At 59.1% G+C, this 24708-nt stretch carries 21 protein-coding genes; 3 read left to right on the forward strand and 18 right to left on the reverse strand.

The features are described 5' to 3' along the window. Positions 1–40: 40 nt before the first annotated feature. From NTD81_RS03105 to NTD81_RS03140, 8 genes are all read right to left on the reverse strand, one after another. The gene (locus tag NTD81_RS03105; RefSeq protein WP_262179333.1) at positions 41–985 is read right to left on the reverse strand and encodes a lipase family alpha/beta hydrolase; all 945 of its coding nucleotides are present in this window, start codon (positions 983–985) and stop codon (positions 41–43) included. Between the two features lie 142 nt (positions 986–1127). Beyond that, positions 1128–2138, reverse strand: coding sequence for a lipase family alpha/beta hydrolase (locus NTD81_RS03110; RefSeq protein WP_262179335.1), 1011 nt, complete (start codon positions 2136–2138; stop codon positions 1128–1130). A gap of 190 nt (positions 2139–2328) precedes the next feature. After that, positions 2329–3291 carry a triacylglycerol lipase gene (locus tag NTD81_RS03115; protein WP_315974671.1) on the reverse strand — a complete coding sequence of 321 codons (963 nt, stop codon included), beginning with the start codon at positions 3289–3291 and terminating at the stop codon, positions 2329–2331. A gap of 234 nt (positions 3292–3525) precedes the next feature. After that, the gene (locus NTD81_RS03120) at positions 3526–4467 is read right to left on the reverse strand and encodes a lipase family alpha/beta hydrolase (RefSeq protein ID WP_262179337.1); all 942 of its coding nucleotides are present in this window, start codon (positions 4465–4467) and stop codon (positions 3526–3528) included. A 420-nt stretch (positions 4468–4887) separates the two neighbouring features. Then, positions 4888–5577 carry an aquaporin Z gene (aqpZ, locus tag NTD81_RS03125; RefSeq protein WP_262179339.1) on the reverse strand — a complete coding sequence of 230 codons (690 nt, stop codon included), beginning with the start codon at positions 5575–5577 and terminating at the stop codon, positions 4888–4890. Between the two features lie 446 nt (positions 5578–6023). Next, positions 6024–6788, reverse strand: a complete 765-nt coding sequence (locus tag NTD81_RS03130) for a 2-keto-4-pentenoate hydratase (protein ID WP_262179341.1) — start codon at positions 6786–6788, stop codon at positions 6024–6026. A 12-nt stretch (positions 6789–6800) separates the two neighbouring features. Beyond that, on the reverse strand, positions 6801–8087 hold the full coding sequence (locus NTD81_RS03135; RefSeq protein WP_262179343.1) for an MFS transporter: 1287 nt from the start codon (positions 8085–8087) through the stop codon (positions 6801–6803). 95 nt (positions 8088–8182) lie between these two features. Beyond that, positions 8183–9391: a pyridoxal-phosphate-dependent aminotransferase family protein gene (locus NTD81_RS03140; protein WP_262179345.1), complete on the reverse strand. Its 1209-nt coding sequence runs from the start codon at positions 9389–9391 to the stop codon at positions 8183–8185. Positions 9392–9552: 161 nt separating this feature from the next. Between NTD81_RS03140 and NTD81_RS03145 the strand changes: the two genes are divergently transcribed. Next, positions 9553–10257, forward strand: a complete 705-nt coding sequence (locus NTD81_RS03145; protein WP_262179347.1) for a GntR family transcriptional regulator — start codon at positions 9553–9555, stop codon at positions 10255–10257. Between the two features lie 308 nt (positions 10258–10565). On the opposite strand, the gene NTD81_RS03150 is transcribed toward NTD81_RS03145, so the two are convergent. The 7 genes from NTD81_RS03150 to NTD81_RS03180 all read right to left on the reverse strand — a co-directional run bounded on the left by NTD81_RS03150 (position 10566) and on the right by NTD81_RS03180 (position 20402). Continuing rightward, positions 10566–11387 carry an SDR family oxidoreductase gene (locus NTD81_RS03150; RefSeq protein WP_262179349.1) on the reverse strand — a complete coding sequence of 274 codons (822 nt, stop codon included), beginning with the start codon at positions 11385–11387 and terminating at the stop codon, positions 10566–10568. A gap of 141 nt (positions 11388–11528) precedes the next feature. Further along, positions 11529–13517: an acetyl/propionyl/methylcrotonyl-CoA carboxylase subunit alpha gene (locus NTD81_RS03155; RefSeq protein WP_262179350.1), complete on the reverse strand. Its 1989-nt coding sequence runs from the start codon at positions 13515–13517 to the stop codon at positions 11529–11531. Between the two features lie 159 nt (positions 13518–13676). After that, positions 13677–14474 carry an enoyl-CoA hydratase/isomerase family protein gene (locus NTD81_RS03160; protein ID WP_262179352.1) on the reverse strand — a complete coding sequence of 266 codons (798 nt, stop codon included), beginning with the start codon at positions 14472–14474 and terminating at the stop codon, positions 13677–13679. 234 nt (positions 14475–14708) lie between these two features. Beyond that, positions 14709–15869, reverse strand: coding sequence for a citronellyl-CoA dehydrogenase (gene atuD, locus NTD81_RS03165; protein WP_262179353.1), 1161 nt, complete (start codon positions 15867–15869; stop codon positions 14709–14711). Positions 15870–15912: 43 nt separating this feature from the next. Continuing rightward, on the reverse strand, positions 15913–17529 hold the full coding sequence (atuC, locus tag NTD81_RS03170; RefSeq protein WP_262179355.1) for a geranyl-CoA carboxylase subunit beta: 1617 nt from the start codon (positions 17527–17529) through the stop codon (positions 15913–15915). A gap of 4 nt (positions 17530–17533) precedes the next feature. Next, positions 17534–18397 carry an SDR family oxidoreductase gene (locus NTD81_RS03175; protein WP_262179356.1) on the reverse strand — a complete coding sequence of 288 codons (864 nt, stop codon included), beginning with the start codon at positions 18395–18397 and terminating at the stop codon, positions 17534–17536. Positions 18398–18614: 217 nt separating this feature from the next. Beyond that, positions 18615–20402 (reverse strand): acyclic terpene utilization AtuA family protein, encoded by a 1788-nt coding sequence (locus NTD81_RS03180; RefSeq protein WP_262179358.1) that lies wholly within the window; start codon positions 20400–20402, stop codon positions 18615–18617. A 240-nt stretch (positions 20403–20642) separates the two neighbouring features. Here NTD81_RS03180 and NTD81_RS03185 point away from each other — a divergent pair, with 240 nt between their 5' ends. Next, positions 20643–21266: a TetR/AcrR family transcriptional regulator gene (locus tag NTD81_RS03185; protein ID WP_262179359.1), complete on the forward strand. Its 624-nt coding sequence runs from the start codon at positions 20643–20645 to the stop codon at positions 21264–21266. A gap of 125 nt (positions 21267–21391) precedes the next feature. Here NTD81_RS03185 and NTD81_RS03190 read toward each other — a convergent pair whose 3' ends face one another. After that, on the reverse strand, positions 21392–22111 hold the full coding sequence (locus NTD81_RS03190) for an ArsR/SmtB family transcription factor (RefSeq protein ID WP_262179361.1): 720 nt from the start codon (positions 22109–22111) through the stop codon (positions 21392–21394). A gap of 125 nt (positions 22112–22236) precedes the next feature. On the opposite strand from NTD81_RS03190, the gene NTD81_RS03195 reads away from it, so the two are divergent. Then, entirely contained in the window at positions 22237–23604 is a 1368-nt protein-coding gene (locus NTD81_RS03195) for an MFS transporter (protein ID WP_262179362.1), read from the forward strand. 98 nt (positions 23605–23702) lie between these two features. Here the strand turns inward: NTD81_RS03195 and NTD81_RS03200 are convergent, their stop codons facing one another. Together NTD81_RS03200 and NTD81_RS03205 are read right to left on the reverse strand one after the other, a co-directional pair. After that, positions 23703–24491: a CPBP family intramembrane glutamic endopeptidase gene (locus NTD81_RS03200; protein WP_262179364.1), complete on the reverse strand. Its 789-nt coding sequence runs from the start codon at positions 24489–24491 to the stop codon at positions 23703–23705. Then, on the reverse strand, positions 24492–24659 hold the full coding sequence (locus tag NTD81_RS03205) for a DUF2897 family protein (protein ID WP_262179365.1): 168 nt from the start codon (positions 24657–24659) through the stop codon (positions 24492–24494). Positions 24660–24708: the final 49 nt, after the last annotated feature.

A 24708-nucleotide genomic window follows, 5' to 3' on the forward strand; every position in this document is an offset into this window, starting at 1 on the left:
ACGTCTTCAAGGAGAGGGTTTCTTAAGAAGCCCGAACGAATTACAAGCCTGCCAGCTTCAAGCGATTGGCTTGCTGCCGATAGACCGTTAGCGGATTGGTTTCAAATAGGTTGGTGAGCCCCAACGCATGGTTGACTTCATCTAGGTGATTTATTCGGTAATTGTCACGAATGACCATGCCCAGATGGGAGCTGCAGCGCCCGACAAGGCCGTCGTTTTGCTTTTCCCGAGTGAAGGTTTTCGAGCCGATGACGGTGATTAGATCGGAGATGTCGGCCAGGTTAGTGCTGGGACTTGTGCCGCTCCATGAGTAGTAGCGCACGCCATTCACCGAGTAGTCACCTTCACCGCATGCCGAGACAGGTACGCCATCCGGGAAGCGTTGATTGAACAGCAACGCTGCGTCGGTGGTCAGCGAGCCCACAGCGGCCCGAGCGTCCTGATTGGAGATATTGGCACCCCCAGAGAGCAAGCTGATGGTAGCGCCCAGTGCCTGCGATAAGGTCGCTATGATCGCTTCACTGGTGGAGCCCTCAGGGACCCTGCGCACGAAGTCGGCCAACTCCGAGCCTTTGTTGGCACCAGCAATGGTGGTGATAGACGGAACTAGGTCAGGGCGAACACCGGCGACGTAACGTACGGTCGGCCCGCCGTGACTGTGGCCAATCAGGTTGACCTTGCTTTTGCCGGTAATAGCGATGATCTCTTCGACTTGAGCCAGCAATTGCTCGCCGCGAAATTCCGTGTTGTTGATCTGTGACATCTCGGCTATATGCACATCAGCACCGCCTTGGCGCAACGCCGACGGCACGTTGAACCAATAACCGATGCCGACAATGTAATCGAAGCCCAGCAGGCCGTGGCCTAGCACAATCGGGTACTGGGTTTTGGTGTAATTGCTGTTGAAGAACGAGGCATGGGCGCTGCTGCTCAACGACAGAGTGGCAACCGTGAAAAAGGCGAGCAGCGATTTTTTGTTGTTCATGGCTGTTCTCGTAGTAGGCGACCGGAGGGCCTGTGCTTAAGTTTTTAGTGCACAAAGCTCCACTCACGACTGGGTCTGTGGAGCTGTTGCAAGGCTAGCTACAACGCACAGTTTGTTGGGCTATGTGTGGTCGCCATGGTTTTTAAAGGCCCTCGTTTTTGAGACGGTTAGCATGGGCGCGATACAGCGTGATTGGGCTGGTCTCAAACATATTGGTCGCACCCACAATCTGGTTCACCTCATCCAAGTGGTTCATATGGTAGTTGTCGCGAATCACTTTGCCGAAGTGAGCACCGCAGACTGGCGCCATACCGTCGCTGTCGCCCTTACCCATTAGCTTGTTGACCACTGCACCAGAGATCATGCCGCTGTCGCTGGGGTCGCGTATCAACGCGGTGGCTGTAGCGTCGCCGGTCCACGAGTAAAAACGCATACCGTTGGCTTGGTAGACACCCTCACCGCAGGCGGTGGTAGGGATGCCAAGGGGGAAGCGTCGGTTAAAGTCCTCTGCGCCTTTGCTGGAGAGTGAACCTAATGCCGCCAAGCTTTGTTGCGGGCGATTCGCACTGTTGCCACCAATCAAGTTAATGATCCGCGCGAACACGTTGACCACTTCTGAAATGGCGGTCTGGATCAACGAGCCTTCCGGGATCAGGGTCAGGGCATCAGCCACCCCAGAACCTTTGTGCGAGGAGCCGATGGTGGTGACCGATGCGACTAAGTCCGGGCGTACTGCGGCCACATAGCGGATGGTGCCACCCCCTTGGCTGTGTCCAATGAGGTTGAATTTCTGCGCGCCGCTGCTGGCGGCCCAGTCATCCAACTGTTCAATCAGTTGCTCACCTAACACTTCGTTGCTGTTTGCTGCCGACGTAGAACCGATATACACCTGCGCACCGCTTTTACGCAGCTCATTGGGGATACCATGCCAATAGTCAATCCCTGCAATGTTGCTAAAACCAAACAGGCCGTGGGCTAAGACTATGGGGTAACGAGTTTGCGTGTAGTCGTCTTTTTTCGGCCTCAACCAGTCGAACAGCCCGGCATGAGCTTGGCTGCTTAGGGCCAGAACGGCGCCAAAGCAGATCCCTGCTAACGCTTTACGGGGGAATTTGCCATGGTTAAGTGCTGTTGATACGGGGGTAGTGGTCATCAAGATTCCTTCCTTTTTATTAGTCTTAAGCACGCATCTGCTGCTGGGTTGAGGAGCCGCTAATGCTGGTATTGCGCCTCATCCGATGAGGGACCAAGGGCACAACGGCAAGGCCACTGCTAGACCTGAATCAAATGGCTTTGCCGTTGCGTCCGCGGGGCAGGGCTGCACTAACAGCCCTGCCCATTCATCACAAGCCTGTCAGTTTCAACCGGTTAGCGTGTTGCCGATACACCGTGACGGGGTCGGTTTCAAGCAAGCTGGTCAGGCCCAGCAGTTGGTTGATTTCATCCAAGTGGTTCATACGGTAGTTGTCTCGAATCACCTGGCCTAAGTGCGAGCTGCAACTGCCGACTAAACCATCGGTGGCTACACCTTTGGGGAAGGTCAGAGCGCTAGTTTTGGTAATCAGATCAGACAGGTCGAGGATATTGGTGCTGGGGCTGGCGCCGCTCCACGAGTAGTAGTTAACGCCGGCAACGCTGTAAGCGCCTTCACCGCACGCGGTGTCAGGGATACCGTCAGGGAAGCGCTGGTTGAATCTCGCCGAGCCCTCTGTAGTCATTGCCCCCAGTGCGGCCACACCATCTTGCACGTGGTTGGCCTGGCTACCGGAGAGCAGGTGAATGACTTTACCCAGGCTCTCACCTAAGGTCAGGATGATGCTGAACTGCGGCGAGTCCTTAGGTATGGTATTGAGGAAGTCGGCCAGCGCCGAACCTTTGTTCACCCCGGCAATGGTGGTGACAGAGGCGACCAAATCTGGACGCACGCCGGCCACATAGCGAATGGTCGGGCCACCGTGGCTGTGACCAATCAGGTTGACTTTGTCCTTGCCGGAAATGGCGACGATCTCTTCGACCTGCTCCAGCAGCTGTTCACCACGCAGCTCGGTGCTATTCACCTCGGCTACTTCGGTGGTGTAAACGGTGGCGCCACTGCGACGCAGCTCATTGGGGATGCCATACCAGTAGTCGATGCCGAGTAACTTATCGAAACCGTAAAGGCCATGGCCAAAGACGATGGGGTAGCGGGTTTGGGTGTAAGTGTCCGGCTTGGGTTTGAGCCAGTCGAGGAAACCGGCATGAGCACTGCCAGCCATCAACAGGCTGCTGCCGAGGCACAGAGCGGCGAGAGGTTTACCCGGGCGCAGATGGGAGAGTCTTGGTTTAAGACGCAATGGTGCATTCATAAAGATACCTTCCTTGTTTAGCGTTACCTAATACTCATCAGGACGATACGTGCGCTGATGATTGGGTTGCGCCTTCTCCATGCTTACTGCGCTGTGGTACTACGGGCACAACGTACAGCTACCTGATCCTGTGCTTTGAAGTAGCTGTGCTGTTGTGCCCGTCAATCAGGGCTCCCGCAGGAGCCCTGTGCTTGCTTACAACCCGGCGAGCTTCAGGCGGTTAGCCTGTTGCCGGTAAACGGTGACCGGGTCGGTTTCCAGCAGGCTGGTAAGGCCCAAAAACTGGTTGATCTCATCCAGGTGAGTCATGCGGTAGTTATCGCGAATGACCATCCCCAGATGGGAGCTGCAACGGCCGACGAAGCCATCGTTCTGCGGGTCTTTAAAGGCCAGCGAGGCCACTTTGGTGATCAGGTCGCTGGGGTCCAGGGCGTTGGTCGTTGGGCTGGTGCCGCTCCAAGAGTAGTAGCGAATATTGTTGACCACAGCCGCGCCTTCACCGCAGGCCGTGGTGGGCAGGCCTTGTGGGTACTTGGCGTTGAAGCGCGCGGCACCTTCGCTGTTGAGCGATTCCAGCGAGCCCAGGGAGTTCTGCCCCGAGGTGCTGCTGCTACCGGAGATCAGATGGATCACGCTGCCGATGGTGTTGACCAAGGACGCTATCAGCTTCTCTGCGGAGGAGTCTTCAGGGATCTTGCGGATCAGGTCAGCGACATCGGAGCCCTTGTGTGGGCCGCCAATGCTGGTCACTGAGGCAACCAGATCAGGTCGTACTGCCGCGACATAACGGGCAGTCGGGCCGCCGTGACTGTGGCCCATGATATTGACCTTCTTCGCGCCGCTGATGGCGACGATTTCTTCGATCTGGTCAATCAGGTCTTCACCGCGTACTTCCGAAGTGTTCAGTTGCGCCACTTCGGTGGTGTAGACGGCGGCGCCATCGCGGCGCAGGGCAGATGGAATGCCGTACCAGTAATCGATGCCCAGCATGCTGTCCCAGCCGAGCATGCCGTGGCCCAGCACGATAGGGTATTTGGTTTTGGTGTAAGTACTGGAAAACAGCCCAGCTTCAGCAGTACCCGCAGCGAGCAAGCCAGCACTTAAGCAAACGGCCAGCAGAGTCTTTTTATTATTCATATGCGCTCTCGAGATTGTTGTGATCCTTTAACAACCCACCACGCAAGTTCCATCGCGCGGGAATACGGCTATTTGTTAAGGGCAGAAATCGTGCCAGAAGCGCAAATAAGCAGTACGGCCCGTGACTAGGCGCCTGCACCGATGTAGGACAATGACTGGAAGTGGGCTTGGCGTTACCAGTGGAAACATTTATGTGGCTATTGGTAGCGAAAAAGACATAACCACTAAAAGCGTACTGTTTTTAAGATTTTTCTGCCTGTTTGACCGGCGTTGCCGGATTATCATCGCCAGCAGTCCCAGTGACACCTGTAGTTGACCGTTGCGGTCGAAGGGGCAGGTTGCTTAGGGAGAAGCTAAACACGGCTGAGGCTCAGCTCAGCCGTGCTTAGTCCGAACGCTTAGCCTGGGGCCATGGATGGCTTAGGCTTCGTCTTTGCTGATCAGGCGATAGAGCAGGGCGCCGATGATGCCGCCAGCGATCGGTGCGACCCAGAACAGCCACAGTTGCGCGGTGGCCCAGTCGCCGACAAACAGCGCTACGCCGGTGCTGCGCGCCGGGTTAACCGAGGTGTTGGTGACCGGGATGCTGATCAAGTGAATCAGGGTCAGCGCCAGGCCGATGGCGATCGGGGCAAAGCCTGCTGGGGCGCGTTTATCGGTGGCACCCAGGATGATCAGGAGGAACATTGCGGTCATCACCACTTCGCTGACCAATGCCGCTTGCAGGGAGTAGCCGCCTGGCGAGTGGGCGCCGTAACCGTTGCTCGCGAAACCGGCGGACAGATCGAAGCCAGTTTTACCGGTGGCGATTAGGTACAGCACGCCGCCAGCCGCAATTGCGCCCAGCACTTGAGCGATGATGTAAGGCAGCAGTTGGCTGGCCGGGAAGCGTCCGCCAGCCCAAAGGCCGATGGAAACTGCCGGGTTTAAATGGCAGCCGGAGATATGGCCGATGGCGAAGGCCATGGTCAGCACGGTCAGGCCGAAGGCGAGGGCTACCCCCAGCAAGCCAATACCTAGTTCTGGAAAGGCCGCAGCCAATACCGCGCTGCCGCAGCCGCCGAGTACCAACCAAAAGGTGCCGATAAGTTCTGCTGCATATTTATTCATGTTTAATCCTTTAATGACGTTGGCGTTCCTGCCGAGATGTGGGTCGTAGTCAGCGAACCCAACATTGGTGCCCGGCTATTGCCTATGTATAGACGAGATCGGGCAAATCAATGTGATGAAATACACGTCTCTAGCCATGCAGTTTGCCCGCCTAGGCTTTAATACTTAGTTTTTTAAACCAAAGTATTAAAGGTCAAGCGGGTTACCTAACATTCGAGTCGTCAGGTCGCGCTTTTGAGAGGGGATGGCGGGCAAAGTTCCTTGCTTAGCGTAGTTAGCTAAACATTGACGCAAAGCCCCTAGGCCGGTGGGTGCAGCCTGTTGTTTATGCGCTGCAGGCGCGAGTGCAGTGTCCGCGTTTATTTGCGCCTATCAGCCGTATTGGGTTTTTCGCGAAGCGCTCAAAACGCGCTGCGTTTAACGCAGCGCGTTGCCACGACAGCGGCTTAATCCAGATGCAACGACAGCGCAGGTAAACCCTCGATTTGCCCGCGCAACTCTCCCGCCTGATTGGCGAAATACATGCCGGTGTAGGAGCCTGTGGTGATCACCAGGCCGGCCGCTAAGCTGTGCCCTTGTTGCGTGTGATGATTAACCAGCCAGCTCAGCAGGCGCCGTGGATCACCCGCCGGATTCGCCGCGACGGCTGGGGTAATGTTGCGCCCGGCGAAGCTTAAGTTGAGGCTTGGCTGCAGGAAATTAAAGTTCTTGTCGTAGGGCACAAACTCGCCCACCACCAGCGCGCCATGGTTAAGCAGGTCAGCCAATTGCAGCAAGGGCGCATCATGGGGTAACTCGGCAAAACGGCTGCTGACCACTTCCATGGTGGCGGTCATACCATCCACTGCGGCGAGCACTTCGGCTTCGCTATAGGGCTGTTCGCGGGGCTTGAATTCTCGTCCCAAACGAAACGCGATTTCTAACTCAAGACCTGCTGGCGCATAGCGTTTGGGGGCAAAGTGTTGGCCGCTGGCAAACAGGCAGTTAGCCGGCAGCGGTGAACCTTGGGCCTGCCCGGTGGCGTCTTTCGCGCCGACTTTCCAGCCGCCAACGGTGGCGCCACGCAACTGCAAAATATGCTCTTGGGTGGCGTAGGCCTCAGCGCGATCCTTAGGCCATAGGGCTGATTCCAGATGCTCTACGGGTTGCTGTTGTTGCTGGGCATTGACCAGCAATTGCGCCAGTTGCAAAGCGTTTGAAGATTGATTCACGGTATGACTCCTTTAGGGATGGTTGGCGGTTGCCGAGGGCATAGCCAAGGCTGGGCTGACGCAATGGAATTTGTCTTGCGGGCGCATGCGCAGGGCTAGCAATGCGCCGCTGGCGAGCAGGCCGATGCTGACCACGAAGGGCAGGTCCCAACTGCCGAAGTGGTCGATGAGGAAACCGGAAACTACTGGCGAAACAATTGCCGCCGCGGCCGAACCGGTACTCATGATGCCGCAGGCGGTGCCGCTGAATTCCGGGGCGATATCCATGGGGATGGCCCACATCGGGCCAATCACCATCTCGGCGAAAAAGAAGCCGCCAGCCAGGCTGGCTAGGCTGAGATAGAGGTTGTGGCTGAACAGTACCGGCAGCAGGCAGAGCAGGCTCAACAGCATGCACGCGGCGACTAGCATGCTGCGCGCACGGGGCAACGACTGACCGCGCTCCAGCAGCCAGTCGGTGAGCAAACCACCGGCGTTGTCGCCCAGGAAACCCGCGAAAAACACCAGCGAGGCCAGCAGTGCTGAGTGCTGCATATCCAGAGCAAAGCTGCGCATGAAGTACTGCGGCATCCAGGACAAAAACAGCCATAGGGTCCAGGCGTAGCAGAAGTACACCAAGGTCACTGGCGCCATGCGCTTGAGCAGCGCCCGCCACGGCACGGCGGGGGCAGGACCCTTGGCGGCTGGCAGGGCCGCCAGTTCCGCTTCGCTAATGCGTGGGTGGTCGTGCGGATGCTCGGTAAAGACCCAAGCCCACAGCGCCACCCAGATCAAGCTGATGGCGCCACAGACGAAAAATGCCGCGCGCCAATCGGCCACGGCCATGATCGCCACTACTAAGGCTGGTGCCACGGCGTTGCCGATACGCGCGGCGGAGTGAGTTAAGCCCTGGGCGAAACCGCGTTTGTGCTTGGGCACCCAGCGCGCGATGGCGGTGGTGGCGGCCGGGAAGGTGGCTCCCTCACCAAAACCCAATAACAGTCGCGCGGCTAACAGCGAGATCAGCCCGGTGGCGAAACCGGTGAGCAAGGTGGCGGCGGCCCAGAGTAGGCCACAGACGATCAGGGTGCGGCGTGCGCCGTACTTATCGCTGATCCAGCCGCCAATGATTTGGAAGACTAAGTAGGGGTAGGCGAAGGCGGAAAATATCAAACCAACTTCAGTGTTGTTGAGGTGGAACTCAGCAGCGAAGCCAGGGGCGGCGGTACTGACATTGACCCGGTCCAGGTAGGTAATGAAATACATCGCACACAGCATGACCAGCACGCTGGTGGTGGGAAGCAAACGCAGGCGGGGCATGGGCTATCTCCAGCAAATGAGGAGGGCAAGCAAGGGATTAAGCGGGCACTGCATAGGCAGGTGAGCCGCAGGCAGGCTGCGGCTCCTGCTAGCTCTTAGGCCTGGCTCGACGGACTGTGCTCGCGCAGGTAGTCCATGGCGGCTTGTACGCCGCTGTCCCGCAGCTTGACCCCGGCCAGCTGCAAGCCCATCTCGCAGCCGGTCAGCGTGGCCATCAGGGTCAGTTCGTTGCAGTCGCCCAAGTGGCCGATGCGGAACATGCGCCCCTTCAATTTGCCCAGGCCTGTGCCTAAGGACATGTTGAAGCGCTGGTAGATGATCTGCCGTACCCGGTCGGCATCCACGTGCTCAGGGGTGATCACCCCTGTCAGTACCGGGCTGTATGCGCTGGCGTCGGCGCACTGGATGTCCAGGCCCCAGGCATTAATGGCGATACGGCAGGTTTGCGCCAAATGCTGATGGCGGGCCAGCACATTCTGCAGGCCTTCATCGTTGATGAGGTCCAGTGCCTCGGCCAAGCCATAAAGCAGGTTGGTGTTGGGCGTATAGGGCCAATAGCCGGTTTTATTGACCTCGATGATTTCATCCCAAGCCCAGAAACTGCGTGGCAGTTTGGCGCTTTTGCTCGCCTCAATGGCCTTGGCCGATACCGCGTTGAAGCTGATCCCTGGCGGCAGCATCAGGCCCTTTTGCGAACCGGAGATGCTGACGTCAATCCCCCATTCATCATGGCGGAAGTCGGCACTGGCCAACCCGGAAATGGTGTCGACCAACAGCAGTGCCGGGTGCCCGGCCGCATCAATGGCGCGGCGCACGGCGGCGATGTCGGAGACCACCCCGGTACTGGTTTCGTTATGCACCACGCACACGGCCTTGATGCGTTTGTCGCGGTCTGCACGCAGCTGCGTTTCGATCAGTTGCGCGTCCACGCCCTTGCGCCAATGTTCCGCGCCAGGGCTGGCAATCACCTGGGGCTTGAGGCCGAGCTTGAGCGCCATCTTGTGCCACAGCGAGGCGAAGTGGCCGGTCTCGAACATCAGCACTTCATCGCCAGGGCTTAGGGTGTTGCTCAGCGCCGCTTCCCAAGCGCCGGTGCCGGAGGCGGGGTAGATGACCACCGGTTGTTTGGTTTGGAAAATCCCCTTAATGCCATTGAGCACTTTGAAACCCAACTCGGCGAACTCAGGGCCGCGATGATCGATGGTGGGATGGCACATGGCATGCAGGATGCGGTCGGGCACCGGACTGGGCCCAGGGATTTGCAGAAAGTGACGACCAGCAGGATGAGCGTTGAGCTTGAGCATGAAATCACCAGTAAGTTTGCATTTTGAATATTGCATGCAAAATGCAAACTAGCATGGCTTTCTTCAGTCGCTAACAATCAAATTGCGCTAAGATCAGTCAAATAGCCTGCTTAAAATGAATATAGGCAGGGCTCTATCACCTGCGCTCAAGGAATATGTGCATGCAAAATACCCAAAGCGCTGAGCCGTCCAGCCCCCTGCAGTTGATGCCTAAGGTCGAGCGTCAACAGTTGCATGACACGGTGCTGGAACACCTACGCAGCTTCATTACCGAGGGCATCCTGCTGCCCGGGACCAAGCTCAATGAGCGCCAACTGTGTGAAACCTTGGGCGTATCGCGTACGCCGCTGCGCGAGGCGCTGAAGGTATTGGCGGTGGAAGGGTTGATCGATATCAGCCCCAACCGTGGTGCCAGCGTGGCGCGCATGAGCGAGCTGGAAATCTGCGAGGCGTTTGAGTTGATCAGCGGTCTGGAGGCCTTTGCCGGCGAGTTGGCCTGCGAGCGCATCAGCGAGCAGCAGCTGGCAGACATCAAAGCCCTGCACCAGGCCATGGTGGCTAGCAAAAATCAGCATGACCTGCCGGGCTATTACCAGCGCAACCGGGCCATTCACGACATGATCAGCTTGGCGGCCGGCAATTCGGTACTGCGCCATACCTACTTGATCATCAACCGTCGTCTGCAAGCGTTGCGTTACCTGTCCAACCAGCAGTCACCTAAATGGGAGCGCGCCCTGCACGACCATGAACAGATGCTGGCGGCCTTAGAAGCACGTGATGGCAAACGCTTGGGGCAGATCCTGCGCCAGCATTTGTTGGATAAACGCGATGCGGTGTTGGCCATGCTTAAAACGGCTGGGCAGTAACGTTTAAGCGGCGACCGTGTTCAGCTCTGAGCAGGGAACAAACCCCGGTTGTTGGAGCGGTGAGGTGAGTCAATCCATAGCCCTGGCATCAGACTGGCCTGCGCTTGACCCCGCTAGGCGCTATCGGGCAATGGCGCGGGCGCGGTGCCTGGGCTAAATCTTGCGGCCCTGCTGCGCACCAGCATTTCTGCGCGGCGCGCTAACAAGCCGGGTATCCCGCGCAAAAAATTCGCCGGTAAAGTCACCGCTTGGTCAGGCCCGCGCCTTAAGGCCTAGTTAAGCGGATTAAGCGCTGTATCCGCGCGAGGTTACTCGACGAACAAGTCGGTCATCAGTCCGCTGCTTTGGGGATCGTAGCGGTACTGCTCGAAGTCGCTGATGCCCTGTTCAGCGAGGATTTCATCGTCAATCAGCAGGCGGCCAGTGAGGCTGCGGCCTTTTTTGTTGAGGATGGCGTAAGCCGCGTCCGCCATGATGGCTGGGGTACGTGCCTGTTTGAAGACTTGTTTGCCGCCCAATTCAAACTCGATGGCGGCGGTGGCAATCACCGTACGTGGCCACAGGGAGTTAACGCTCACGCCGTACTTCTTGAATTCTTCGCTCATGCCCAAGGTCAGCATGCTCATGCCGTACTTGGTGACGGTGTAGGGGCCATGTTGGGCGAACCATTTCGGGGCCAGGTTCAGGGGCGGCGACAGGTTGATGATGTGGCCCTGGCTTTGTTTCAGGTAGGGCAGTGCCGCTTGGCTGCAGACCATCACCGCACGGGTGTTGATCTGATACATCAGGTCGAAGCGTTTGGCTTCCAGCTTCTCGACGCCGAGCAGCTTGATCGCGCCGGCGTTGTTGATCAGCCCATCGATACCGCCGAAGTGCTCAGCCGCTTGCTGCATGGCCGCTTGCACGGCGTGCTCATCGCGTACGTCGAGTTGGATGGCCAGGCCATGGCCGCCGGCTTGGTTAATTTCCTCGACCACGCTGTGGATGCTGCCGCCGAGTTTGGGATGCTCCTCGGCGCTTTTCGCCGCGATCACCAAATTGGCGCCATCGGCTGCGCATTTCAGGGCGATTTCCCGGCCAATGCCGCGACTGCCGCCGGTGATAAACAGGGTTTTTCCTTTAAGTGACATACACAGCTCCCGGCAGATTTAACTGCACCCATCTATGAGTGGCGTACTACAACGCCAACACCCACCGCTGCGGCGCACCGGGCGCACCGGGCGCAGCAGGGGTGGGCTGAGAATGCCGACCTGGGGTCGGGATCATGGCGTTTAGGCTTCGCTGGCTTCGATTTCCACCAACAGTTGGCGGTTCTTCACCTGATCGCCCTTGCTCACGCCGACACGTTTGACGATGCCGTCGACGCCAGCCTTGAGCGGATGCTCCATCTTCATCGCTTCGAGCACCACCAGCAGTTGGCCTTTGCTGACCTTGCTGCCTTCTTCGATCAGCACGTCAACGATGGCGCCATCCATAGGTGCTTTTACCGCGCCGCTGCTGGCGGCGTTCTGGCCACCGGCTGGTTCGTGGGTGACGTCGCTCAGCTCCAGATTGCCGAAGTGGCCGAACAGCCACAGCTTGTCGCCATCGAGCTGGTACGCCTGACGCCGGCGCACGCCGTCTTGCTCCAGGGTCAGCCAACGGCCGTCGCTGTTCAGCAGTTTCACTTCTACTTCAGTCTCGCCGACCTTGCCGCGCAGGTGCGCTTGCGCGCCGGCGCCGAGCACATTCAGCTCGATAGTGAATTTCTGCTCGCCGTGCTTGAGGACAAAGCGCCAAGGCGCGCTGCCCGAGCTGCTCCAGCCAGCCAGGCCGCCTTGGTGCGCTGTGCTGTTGGCCGAGGCTTGGTAGCGCAGCGCTGCGGCAATGATCAGCTCGCTGGCAGCAGGTGCTTGCGGGGTCAGGCTTTCATCGCTGGCGAAGTGCTCGGCGATAAATGCGGTGGTGGCGTTGCCCGCAGCAAACTCAGGGTTGGCCAGCAGGTTGGCGAGAAAGCGCTGGTTGCCGTTGACGCCCAGCAGCACGCAGTTCTCCAGGGCGCGCACCAGCTTGCGGCGCGCGTCTTCGCGGGTGGCGCCATAGGCGATGACTTTAGCCAGCATGGGGTCGTAGAACGGCGTGACTTCCTGGCCTTCGACCAGACCGTGGTCGATGCGTACGCCGTCCAGCAACTCGGGTTCCCAGCGCAACACCTGGCCGGTTTGCGGGAGGAAATTGTGCGCCGAGTCTTCAGCGTACAGCCGCACTTCCATGGCGTGCCCGGTGAGCTGAATTTGCTCTTGGGTCAGCGGCAGCACCTGGCCTTCGGCGGCGCGGATTTGCCACGCGACCAGGTCTTGGCCGGTGATCAGTTCGGTCACCGGGTGTTCCACTTGCAGGCGAGTGTTCATTTCCAGGAAGAAGAACTCACCGCTGGCATCGAGGAGGAATTCCACGGTGCCGGCGCCTACGTAGCTAACGCTGGCAGCGGCTTTGACGGCGGCTTCACCCATGGCTTTGCGCAGCGCCGGGGTCATCACCGGGCAGGGGGCTTCTTCCACGACTTTTTGGTGGCGACGCTGCACCGAGCAGTCGCGCTCACCTAGGTAGACGATATTGCCGTGCTGGTCGCCGAACACCTGAATCTCGACGTGGCGCGGACGAATCACCGCGCGCTCGAGAATCAGTTCGCCGGAGCCGAAGGCGTTTTGCGCTTCCGAGCGCGCGGTGCGGATTTGTTCTTGCAGCTCGCCGGCTTCATGGACCAAGCGCATGCCGCGCCCACCGCCACCGGCGCTGGCTTTGATCATCAGCGGGTAGCCGATGCGGCCGGCTTCGGTGACTAGGGTTTCGTCGTCTTGCGCCGCGCCTTCGTAGCCAGGAATGCACGGCACGCCGGCTTCGAGCATGGCGATCTTAGACAGGCGCTTGGAGCCCATCAGGTGGATGGCCTCGACAGTTGGGCCGATAAACACGATGCCGGCGGCCTCACAGGCGCGGGCAAAGTCGGCGTTTTCCGAGAGGAAGCCGTAGCCGGGGTGGATCGCATCGGCGCCGGTTTTCTTGGCCGCGGCGATGATGTTGTCGATCACCAGGTAGGACTGATTGACCTGCGCCGGGCCGATGCACACGGCTTCGTCGGCGATTTGCACATGGCGGGCACTGGCGTCGGCGCTGGAGTACACGGCCACGGTGCGGTAACCCAGCTCCTTGGCGGTACGCATCACCCGGCAAGCGATCTCGCCGCGGTTGGCAATTAGAATCTTGTTGAAAGCAGCCATTTTGTCTTTCTACTCCTGCCGTCGAATCCACGCGGGGACTATGTAGGGTGGATCAGGGCGCGTAGCTCGCGCTTGATTGATCCACCATGCGGTGTTCTGGTGGATGTGGAAAGCGACGGCTAAGCGCCCCGATCCACACTACGATCTCTTTAGCTGTTTTTACTGCGCCCACTTGGCGGCGCGCTTCTGCATAAAGGCCATGGTGCCTTCGACCCCTTCCGGGCCGGTGACGGCGCCGGCAAACTGCTCGGCGGCGCGGTCCAGCAGGCTGTTCAAGGCTTCGTGCTCAGTGGCCAGCAGCAGCGCTTTGGTTTGCGCGTTGGCTTGCGGGGCACATTTGCGCACTTGCTCCAGGGTCTCGGCGAGGCGTTGGGCAATGCCGCTGTCGCTGCTTTCGCAGTAATGCACCAGGCCTAAACGCAGGGCCTCGGCGCCGTCAAAGCGTGCCGCCGTCAGGGCTAGGCGGCGGGCTTGGGTCAGCCCCACGCGCTTGACCACGAAGGGGGCGATCTGCGCCGGCAGAATGCCTAGGGTGGTTTCTGGCAGGCCAAACTTGCAGGCGCTATCGGCAATGGCGATATCGCTGATGCAGGCCAGACCGAAACCGCCACCAAGCACCGCGCCTTCGAGTACGGCGATGACCACCAGCGGTGCGTGTTGAAACTCTTCGAGCATGGCGCCAAAGGCACGATTCAGTTCGCGGTAGGCGTCGCCACCTTTGGCCCGCGCCCCGGCCATGTCCTTGATGTCGCCACCGGCGCAGAAGTGGCCACCGGCGCCGCGCAGCACCAGTGCGCGCACGTCTGTGTGCTGGCTGACGTGGGCCAGCACCGCCCTGAGTTCGTGAACCATGGCCAAGCTCATGGCGTTACGGCTGTCCGGGCGGTTGAGGGTGACGTGCAGCACGCCGGCCTCAAGGTTCAACAGCAGTGTTTCGCAATTCGGTAGTTCAGCCATTGCAGGCTCCTATAAATCATTCGCCTAACGCATCTCATTGGGCCAGTAGGGTGGGGCGCGTAGCTCATGCTCTAGCGATCCACCGTTGCGGCCTCATGGTGGATGTAAAAAGCGACGGCTCCGCGCCCCGATCCACCCTACGCTCTTGTATCCGGACGGCTAACGTAGGGTGGATCACGCTTCACCGAGCCACCGTGGCGACTACGTTTAATCCATGTCCGCGTGTACAGCGTCTTAGCCTTTCTTCTTGCCGGGCAGGATGCCCATCATTTTGCAGATGATGCCGAGCATGATTTCGTCGGCGCCGCCGCCGATGGAGACCAGGCGCACATCGCGGTAAGCGCGCGATACCGGGTTATCCCAGGTAAAGCCCATGCCGCCCCAATACTGTAAGCAGCTGTCGGTCACTTCACGGCCCAGGCGACCGGCTTTGAGCTTGGCCATGGAGGCCAGCTTGGTCACGTCGCGGCCTTTGATGTACTGCTCAGTCGCTTGGTACACCAGAGCGCGCAGCGCTTCGATCTCGCTTTGCAGCTCAGCTAAACGGAAGTGCACCGCTTGGTTGTTGATTACCGGCTGGCCGAAGGTGTGGCGCTGGCGGGTGTACTCGATGGTTTGATCGACGCACAGCTCCAGGCCCTTGATGATGTTGGCGGCGCCAAACAGACGCTCTTCCTGGAATTGCAGCATTTGCATCATGAACCCGGCGCCTTCGTGGCCGATGCGAAAACGCTGCGGCACGCGCACGTCATCGAAGAACACTTGAGCGGTTTCCGAGGAGCGCATGCCGAGTTTTTCGATGTGCGGGCTCAGGGTGATGCCAGGGGTGTTCATCGGCACCACGATCAGCGATTTGTTGACATGAGGCTTGTCGTCGCTGGTGTTGGCCAGCAGGCAGATAAAGTCGGCTTGCGGGCTGTTGGTGATCCACATTTTCGCGCCGTTGATGACGTAGTCATCGCCATCTTTACGGGCGGTGGTTTTCAGACCCGCCACGTCGGAGCCCGCACCCACTTCGGACACACCGATACAGCCGATGTAGTCACCGCTGATGGCCGGGGCGAGGAACTCTTCGCGCAGGGCGTCGGAGCCAAAGCGGGCCAGGGCCGGGGTGCACATGTCGGTTTGCACGCCGATGGCCAGCGGTACGCCGCCGCAATGGGCGGTGCCGAACTCTTCGGCGGCAACAATCGAGTAGCTGTAGTCGAGGCCCATGCCGCCGAATTTTTCTGGCTTGGAGATGCCCAGCAGACCCAGATCACCGGCTTTTTTGAAGATGTCGCGCATGGGGAAACGGCCGTCTTTTTCCCATTCTTCGACATAGGGGTTGATCTCTTTGTCGACAAAGCCTTTAACCGTGCGGCGCAGTTCTTCGTGTTCTTGAGTGAAGTTCATCGTTGTTATTCCTTCTTTCAAAAGTGAGCGCAGAGCCGCGTGGTTACAGGCGAGCCACGCCGAAACGGTTGGTTTTAAGCGGACGCAGACGCGCCTCTTCACAAATGTCGAGCAGAAAGCCCAGCAGCTTGCGGGTATCGCGCGGGTCAATCAGGCCGTCGTCCCACAGGCTGGCGGTGCCGTACAGGGCCGTCGATTGGCTGTCGAGTTTCTGCGCGGTGACTTGCTCGAGCATGTCGAGCATTTTCGGATCGGCTTCTTTGCCTTCTTTACGGTGCTTGTCTTCAGTCACGATGCGCAGCACCTTGCCGGCCTGAGCGCCGCCCATGACCGCGGTTTTGCTGTTGGGCCAGGCAAAGATAAAGCGTGGGTCCAGGCCGCGTCCGCACATGGCGTAGTTACCAGCGCCGTAAGAGCCGCCAACCACGATGGTCAGCTTCGGCACCGTGGCGTTGGCCACCGCTTGGATCAGCTTGGAGCCGTGCTTGATCACGCCGTTTTGCTCGGACTCAGTGCCGACCATAAAGCCGGTGGTGTTGTGGAAGAACAGAATCGGCGTGTTGCTTTGCTCGCACAGTTGGATGAACTGCGCCGCTTTAACGGCGCCGCGCGGGGTGATCGGACCGTTGTTGCCGATGATGCCGCACGGTTGGCCTTCGATCGCCAGGTGACCGCAGACCGTTTGGTTATCGAACTCGTTTTTAAAGTCGAGGAATTCCGAGCCATCGGCGATACGGGCGATGATTTCGCGCACGTCATAAGGTTTTTTCGCATCGGCCGGGACAATGCCGAGCAGCTCTTCAGCCGGGTACAGCGGCTCGCGCCAGGTCTTCGCGGCACGCACCGGCAGCTGCGCATTCCACGGCAGCATGGCGAGAATATCGCGGGCCAGGCGCACGCCATCGGCGTCGTTTTCGGCCAGGTATTCCGCCGTACCGGCAGTTTGCGCGTGCATTTCGGCGCCGCCGAGTTGCTCGTCGGTGGCGATTTCGCCGGTGGCGGCTTTGAGCAGAGGAGGGCCGGCGAGGAACATCTTAGCCTTGCCGCGTACCACTACCACGTAGTCCGACAGGCCCGGCTGATAAGCGCCGCCAGCGGTGCTGGAGCCGTGTACCACGGTGATTTGTGGCAGGCCCATGGCCGACATCCGCGCCTGGTTGGCAAAGCCACGGGCGCCTTCGACGAAGATATCGGCGGCGTAGTTGAGGTTGGCGCCGCCGGATTCAGCCAGGGTCACCACCGGCAGTTTGTTTTCGAAGGCGATCTGCTGCAGGCGCAGGGATTTTTTCAGGCCAGTCGGGGAGATGGTGCCGCCTTTGATGGCGCTGTTGTTGGCCAGCACCAGGCAACGGATGCCGGCGATATAGCCGATGCCGGCGATGATGCCGCCGCCGGCCATGCTGCCGTCTTTGTCGTCGTGCAGCTTGTAGCCGGCCAGGGAGGACAGCTCCAGAAATGGTGCGCCGGGATCAAGCAACAGGTTGATGCGCTCGCGTGGCAGCAGTTGACCGCGACGCTCGAATTTCGGCTTGGCTTCGTTGGCCTTGTCCAAAACCTTTTGTTCCACATCGCGGAAGCTTTTGACCGAGGCCAGCATGGCTTCGCGGTTCTGGGCGAAACCTTCGCCGTGAACGTCAATTTCCGATTGGATGACTGGCATCAGATTACTCCTTGAACACTTCAGGCAAATAGGCCCGGTGGAAACCGTTATAGGACTCGCTGTTCTTCGCCTTACCTAAGGTCCAGGCGCGGGTGCCTTGGCTGGCGGCACCATCGATGCGAATGGTGTTGCCGCTGATAAAGTTGGCCCCCGGCGAGAGCAGGAAGACGATGGCCGAGGCAATCTCCGACTCGGTGCCGATGCGTTGCAGCGGCACGTGATCCTTGAGGTTGCGGATCATGTTCTTCATCGCTTCGGGGTAGGTGTCCATGCCGCTGGAGGCTACCCAGCCCGGCGCCACGGCGTTGACCCGCACCCCGGAGTGGCCCCACTCGTAAGCCGCGGTCTTGGTGAAGTTCTCCATGCCGGCGCGGGCCGCACCGGAGTGGCCCATACCGGGCATGCCGCCCCACATATCGGCAAGCATGTTGACGATGCTGCCGCCATGCTTACTCATGCTTTGGGTGAACACTTCCTTGGCGATCAAAAAGCCGCCGACCAGGTTGGTGCGCACCACGGCCTCGAAGCCTTTCTGGTTGATGCCAATCAGCGGCGCGGGGAATTGGCCGCCGGCGTTATTGACCAGATGATGGATCCGTCCGCGCTCAGCGATGATCGCCTTGATCATGGCCTTGACCGCTTCTTCGTCACGGATATCACAGGCGTGGAAGCTGACTTCGCCGCCGTCTTCGCGGATTTCCGCCGCGGTGCTTTCCAGCTTCTCAACTTTGCGTCCTACCAGCACCACGTGTGCGCCCAGATGGGCCAGCTCGTGGGCTACGCAGCGCCCAATGCCACTGCCGCCACCGGTGACCACGATGGTCTGACCGCTGAACAGGCCCGGCTTGAAGACTGAGTCATATGCCATTGTTGTTTTTGTCCTATTCATAAGGGGGAAGGCATGTCAGGTGCCTTCCGCCAGAAGCTGGTGGATGAATAAAGCGCCATCCACCCTATGGTGCGTGAATGTAGGGTGGATCGGGGCGCGTAGCTCACGCTTCACCGATCCACCGTAACGATCTCAAGCCTTGCAGCTCGTAGGGTGGATCACGCTCTACCGATCCATCGAACAGCGCCATTAAGTCTTACAACGATTCAGCCAACGCCTTTGGCACCGCTACCGGAAACTCCAGCAACTGCTGAGCGAAGGCCTTGCCCTGCGGGTCGATTCGCAAAGAAGCCACGCCGCCACCGCCCAAGGCGTTTTCCAGCAGAAAGTTGAGGCTATGGGTCGCCGGCAGATGCCAACGGGTGACCTTGCTCTTGTCGCCTTCCAAGGTGTGCGCCATCCAGTCAGCCACGGCGCTTTCGCTCAGCGCCGCCGCGATCCATGGCAGGTATTCGGCTTTACGCGCCATCACGCCGATGTTGCTGTGGTTGCCTTTGTCGCCGGAGCGGGCCACGGCCAGTTTCACCAACGGCGCAGTGACGTCGCCTTGGCCTTGCGGCGCGGCTACCGGCACATCAGCGCCAATCAGGCTGGCGTCATAAGCAGGCAGTTCAGGCAGGGCCACCGGCGTGCGTTCACCATTGATTTCCACTTCCAGGCTGCAATCGTTTTTGTCGGCGAGGAAGGAGAACAGGCGGATGATTGGGTAAACCGTCGGGCGACCGCCGACGATGCCGGTCAGGCCAGGGGCCATGCCGGTAGACGCTTGGGCGATCTCGCGGGAGAACAGCACCAGGGCTTCTTTTTTACTGTGGCTGACCGCCAGTTTGATGATCACTTCGCGGCCATCCGTGCGTCCGCCACGTGGGCCATAAGTGGCCTCGGTGCCGAGCAGCTCGATATTGACGTCGCGGTAAGGGCCCCAGCCGCGCTCGATAAACATCTCTTGGGTTTTGTTGATGATGGCTTGGCTCACGCGCTCGGCTTTGGCCACTGCGTCGATACCGGCAATCAGGCAACTGGCGGTGCAGCGGAAACCATCTGGGTGGGTGGCGCTGACCTTGTATTTATCGGTCGGCGGCAGGCCTTTGGCGCCTTTTACGCGAACCACATTAGGCGCCGCTTGCTCCAGCGTCACTTGGCTGAAATCGCAGATCACATCCGGCAGCAGATAAGCGCGCGGGTTGCCGATTTCATAGAGCATTTGCTCGCCGACAGTGAACGGCGTGACCAGGCCACCGGTGTTGTCCGGCTTGCTGATGGTAAAGCTGCCATCGCTTTTGGCCTCAATGATCGGGAAGCCGATGTGCTCGTAGTCCGGCACGTCGCGCCAGTCGGTGAAGTTACCGCCCGTGCTTTGTGCGCCACACTCAACCAAGTGGCCGGCCAGTGCCGCTTGGGACAGCTGGTCGAAGTCGCTCCAGCTCCAGCCGAATTCATGCACCAGCGCACCGCTGACCACCGCGCTGTCGACCACGCGGCCGGTGATAACGATATCAGCGCCTTGCGCAAGCGCCGCCGCAATGCCCGGTGCGCCCAGATAGGCGTTCATCGACACGCAGAAGGGTGGCAGTGGGCTGCCATTAAACATCTCGGTGATGCCGGCTTTTACCAACTGGCCGAGTTTGGGTTGCAGGTTGTCGCCATGCAGCACAGCGATCTTCAGACTGACCCCGGCCTTCTCGCAAGCCGCAGCCATGGCGGCGGCGCAGGCGCTGGGGTTAACCCCGCCGGCGTTGCTCACTACGCGGATTTTCTTCGCGGCAATATCACCTAACAGCGGTGCCAGCACCTCGACGAAGTCTTTGGCATAGCCCTCATCAGGCTTCTTCATCTTGGCCCCGGCCATGATCGACATCGTGATCTCGGCCAGGTAATCGAATACCAGATAGTCGATGCTCGCGCCGCGCACCAGTTGAGCAGCAGCAGTAGAGGTATCACCCCAGAAGGCGGAGGCGCAGCCGATGCGTACTGTTTTTGTCATTGGAATAAGCCCGCAACACAGGATTAAGGTGAAATGAAGGCTACCAAGCAAGCGCTTGGTTGAAAACCCCCTCAGTTCATCTTTCTGCATTATTCTCTAGCCAAGCGCTTGCTTGGTAGGCAGGGCAGGCTTAGATTCCACCCCTAACGACAGCGGTTTAGCGGCATAAGTGTGCTCCGGGAAATATTTTTTCGGTCTATGCTTCTAGCTAAGTAATTGAAACCTTGGAGAAAAACGCGAGTGGATGACCAACAAGCGCAGGTCCTGATCCGGGAGCTTGTCAGCCGCGGGCAGATTACTGACCCGCAAAGTGCCCGTGGCAAGTTGTTGCAAACGGCGGCGCACCTGTTCCGCAGCAAAGGTTATGAGCGCACCACTGTGCGCGATTTGGCCAGCGCGGTGGGCATCCAATCCGGCAGCATCTTTCATCACTTCAAAAGTAAGGATGAAATTCTCCGCTCGGTGATGGAAGAAACCATCCGCTACAACACCGCCATGATGCAGGCCGACCTAGCGCATGCCAGCGACATCCGCAGCCGCGTGCTGGCGCTGATCCGCTGCGAGCTGCAATCGATTATGGGCGGCACCGGCGAGGCCATGGCGGTGCTGGTCTATGAATGGCGCTCGCTGTCGGAAGAAGGGCAGGCGTTTATCCTCAAACTGCGCGACGAATATGAGCAGCTCTGGCTGCAAGTGCTGATCGAAGCCAAGGAAGCCGGCTTCGTCAAAGCCGACCCCTTTATCCTGCGCCGCCTGCTGATGGGGGCCCTGAGTTGGACTAACACCTGGTTCCGCCCCGAAGGCCCGATGACCTTGGATCAGTTGGCGGAAGAAGCGTTGTATATGGTGATTAAAGAAGGGTGAGGTGGGGGTTGTGCTGGCTTCATATTTGGGGCCTGCAGGCGTTGCCCTAACTTGAGCACGGTGCAGGCCTAACCTGACACCTTGGCGGTAATTTCTCCATTTTTAATCTTCGCCAGAAGCAGGAGTCAGACCAGCGTTTGCTGATCATGCAAGTGCTGGACGCCTAAATGATCCTTGAGCGCTTTCCAGCCACTGCCGGTGATGGTCACTGCGCGAGTGCCTGTGGATCGGCGCATCCAGCCTAGGTTGCAGAACGTATCCAGCAGGTGTGCACCTAGCGGCCCGGCTATGTGGTGCTGTCTTTCGGTCCAGTCTAGACATCGGCGAGCTTGGCCATGAGCTTCGAAATACAGCTCGCCGCTGTCGAGTGATTGCAGCCACTTTATACCGCGAGGGGTAAGCGCATATTCACGCTCATTACGCTCGACGATGAACTCGCGCTCAAGCATGCCTTGAGTCACCGCGACGCCAACTTTACCGGCCAGATGATCGTAGCAACAACGGGAGAAACGCAGTTCATGGGCTGCGCGATTAGGCAGGCTGCGCCAGGAATTCGCTTGTGGAGATACGACAGCGAGGCTTTCCAGTACATGGGAAACGTCGGGACCTGACAATTGATAGAAACGGTTGCGGCCCTTTATCTCAACAGTCAGCAGTCCGCCATCAAGCAGTTTTGCCAAGTGCGAGCTGGCGGTCTGTGGTGTGACGCCGGCGGCGTCCGCCAGTGCGCTGGCTGACAACGAGCTGCCGTCGGCCAGGGTGATTAGGATGACCGCCCGCGCAGGATCAGCAATTAAGTAGGCGATGGAAGCGATTTTAGGCGGGGTCATTCCTTTGAACTCCACGGGTGGGTCGGATCACCTCGGTTTTCAGGATTACATAACTAGGCACACTTCGACACGCCCCGAAGCTTTTTTGGCCAAAGGCTGCTTATAGTCAATCCGCCGTCAGTGAAAGGAAATGTGAAGTCATGGAAGTCAAGAGTAGCTACCAACGACAGGTTCTGATCGCTACAAGCCTCAGTTACGTCGTTGTCATTCTCGATACTTCAATCGTCAACGTGGCACTGGAATCCATTTCTCAGGCATTTGATTCGGATATCACGGGGCTGCAGTGGGTGATCAACGCTTATACATTGACGTTCGCCAGTTTACTGCTGACGGGCGGTTTATTGGGCGACCGTTGCGGGGCAAGAAAGATCTACGGCCTTGGTCTGGTCTTGTTTGCGCTTGCTTCTGCATTATGTGGTCTGGCGACTGACCTGCTTCAACTGGTCGCTGCCCGAGTGCTGCAGGGGGTGGGGGCGTCCATGTTGGTGCCGTGCTCACTGATGCTGATCAACAATGCCTACCCTAAGACCCATCAACGGGCGAGTGCCATCGGTGTCTGGGCAGGTTGTGGTGGTATTGCCATGGCGGCCGGGCCTCTTGTTGGCGGCGTGCTGATCGAGTTGTTTGGCTGGCGCAGTATTTTTTTGATTAATGTACCCATCGCTTTAGTCGGCGTATGGCTAACGTGGCGTACTCCTCCTTCACCTTCATTGGCACCTAATCGTCATTTTGACTTCACCGGTCAGATCGCTGCTATCGTCGCCCTGGCCACTTCGGTGGCGGTGCTGATCGAAGGGGCAAAGCTGGGGTGGAATTCCGAATGGGTGTATGTGGGCATAATCCTGGCCTGTGTAGCCTGGTGTGTATTCTTGGTGGCTGAAAGTCGCAATAAGGATCCGATGCTGCCGTTGCACTATTTCCGCAACCCGGTATTCACAGGTGCAACCTTTCTGTCGTTGATTTCCGCGTTGGTGTTCTACGGCCTGTTCTTTCTGTTGAGCCTGTATTTCCAGAACAATCGCGGATGGTCGCCCCTGGATACCGGATTGGCATTCCTGCCTTTGACGGCAATGGTCACTTTCGGCAGCTTCACTTGCGGCCGCTTGATCCGAGCCTATGGTCCTCAGGCCGTGTTATGCAGCGGGTTCGGCTTGTACACCTTGGGGCTCATCGGGCTTTTCGCTCTGGCCAGTGATGCTCAGTACTGGCGGATCGCACTGTGTTATCCGGCAGTGGGTTTTGGCGCTGGGATCATCACGCCGGCCGCCACTTCAGTACTGATGAGCGTGGTTGACCCAGCCAAAGCTGGGGTGGCGGCCGGCACACTCAATGCCAGTCGGCAGAGTGGCTCTGCGTTCGGCGTCGCGATATTCGGCGCGTTGCTGACCTCAATTCAACCGCTCAACGATGCCATCTACATAGCAGTCAGCGTTGCGATTGGCTTGTCGTTGCTGGCCATGGTGGTGTCTGCATTGGCGCTGAAAAAACCGACGGGCCAAACTGCGTGAAGTTGACTGGCCGCCCTCTGTAAGCAGAAGTCGCTCAGTACACGTCTGCTAATGGCGTGAGGTGTGGTAAGCGGCGGATTACATCCGCCCTACGGGTTTTAGCTGGCCAGGCGCAGCGGATAGCTGAGCAGTAATAGATGCAGGGTATTCACGGCCAAATGCAGGGCCACGGCCAGGCTGATGCGTCCGCTTAAGTGGTAGATCAGGCCATAGCCCAGACCGGCGACTCCGGCGAGCAGGGCGAATAGCGGGCTAAATGGCAGGTGCACGGCGGCGAACAGCAGGCTGCTTAGGCCGATTCCCAGCCATGGCCCTTGCCAGCGCACCAGTTGGGTTTGCAGTAGGCCACGAAATAGCAGCTCTTCGGCCAGCACCGTCACCAGCAGATTGACCGCCAGCCACAGCCAGAAACCCTCGGGCCATTTGGGCTGCCAGCCGACTAAGCCACTGCCTAACGCCAATAACGGCACGCCGACCAAGGTTAGCCCGGCGACCAGCCAGACCTGGCCGCTGAGGCGCGGTTTGCTGGTGAGCGGCTGGCCCAGCCACCACGCCAGCAGGGTCATGCCGACCAGTAACTTGTCCCAACTTAACCGCAGGCTGTAGGGCGGCGCGTCGCTGCTGAGCTGCCGTGCAGGCCACAGTGTGCTGGCGCTAAAACCTGGGAGCAAATGCCCGGCCAGGGCGGCGCAGGCCAGCAGCGCCAGGGGCCACCAGAGCAGCAGCGGCATAGGCTCTTCAGCGGCTAATAACCAAGCGCAGAGCAGCACGCCCAGGCTCAAGCCGATGGGCTGGATAAAACCTAGAGCGTAGCCGGCGGCCAGGCACAGGATGGGCAGCACCAAACGCAGGTGCAGGGATAAAGCAGGAGTAGGCTGGCGACTCATCTAGCGCTCTTGAGCATCCTTGGCTTGTTGTTCAGCTTCACGCTGATGGATTTTTTGCAGTTGTTCATCGCTTAACGGCAAAGGTTTGGCGGTGCGCAGCAGGGTCATCAGCCCGCCCACGATGGAGCCCACCACCACAATAATCAGCAACCAGATATACCAGGCCATACAACCTCCTTTTTGCAGTGGCTTTCACCATAGCGCGTCAATTGCTGGT

Source organism: Pseudomonas sp. 5P_3.1_Bac2 (assembly GCF_025465995.1).
Taxonomy (GTDB): Bacteria; Pseudomonadota; Gammaproteobacteria; order Pseudomonadales; family Pseudomonadaceae; genus Aquipseudomonas.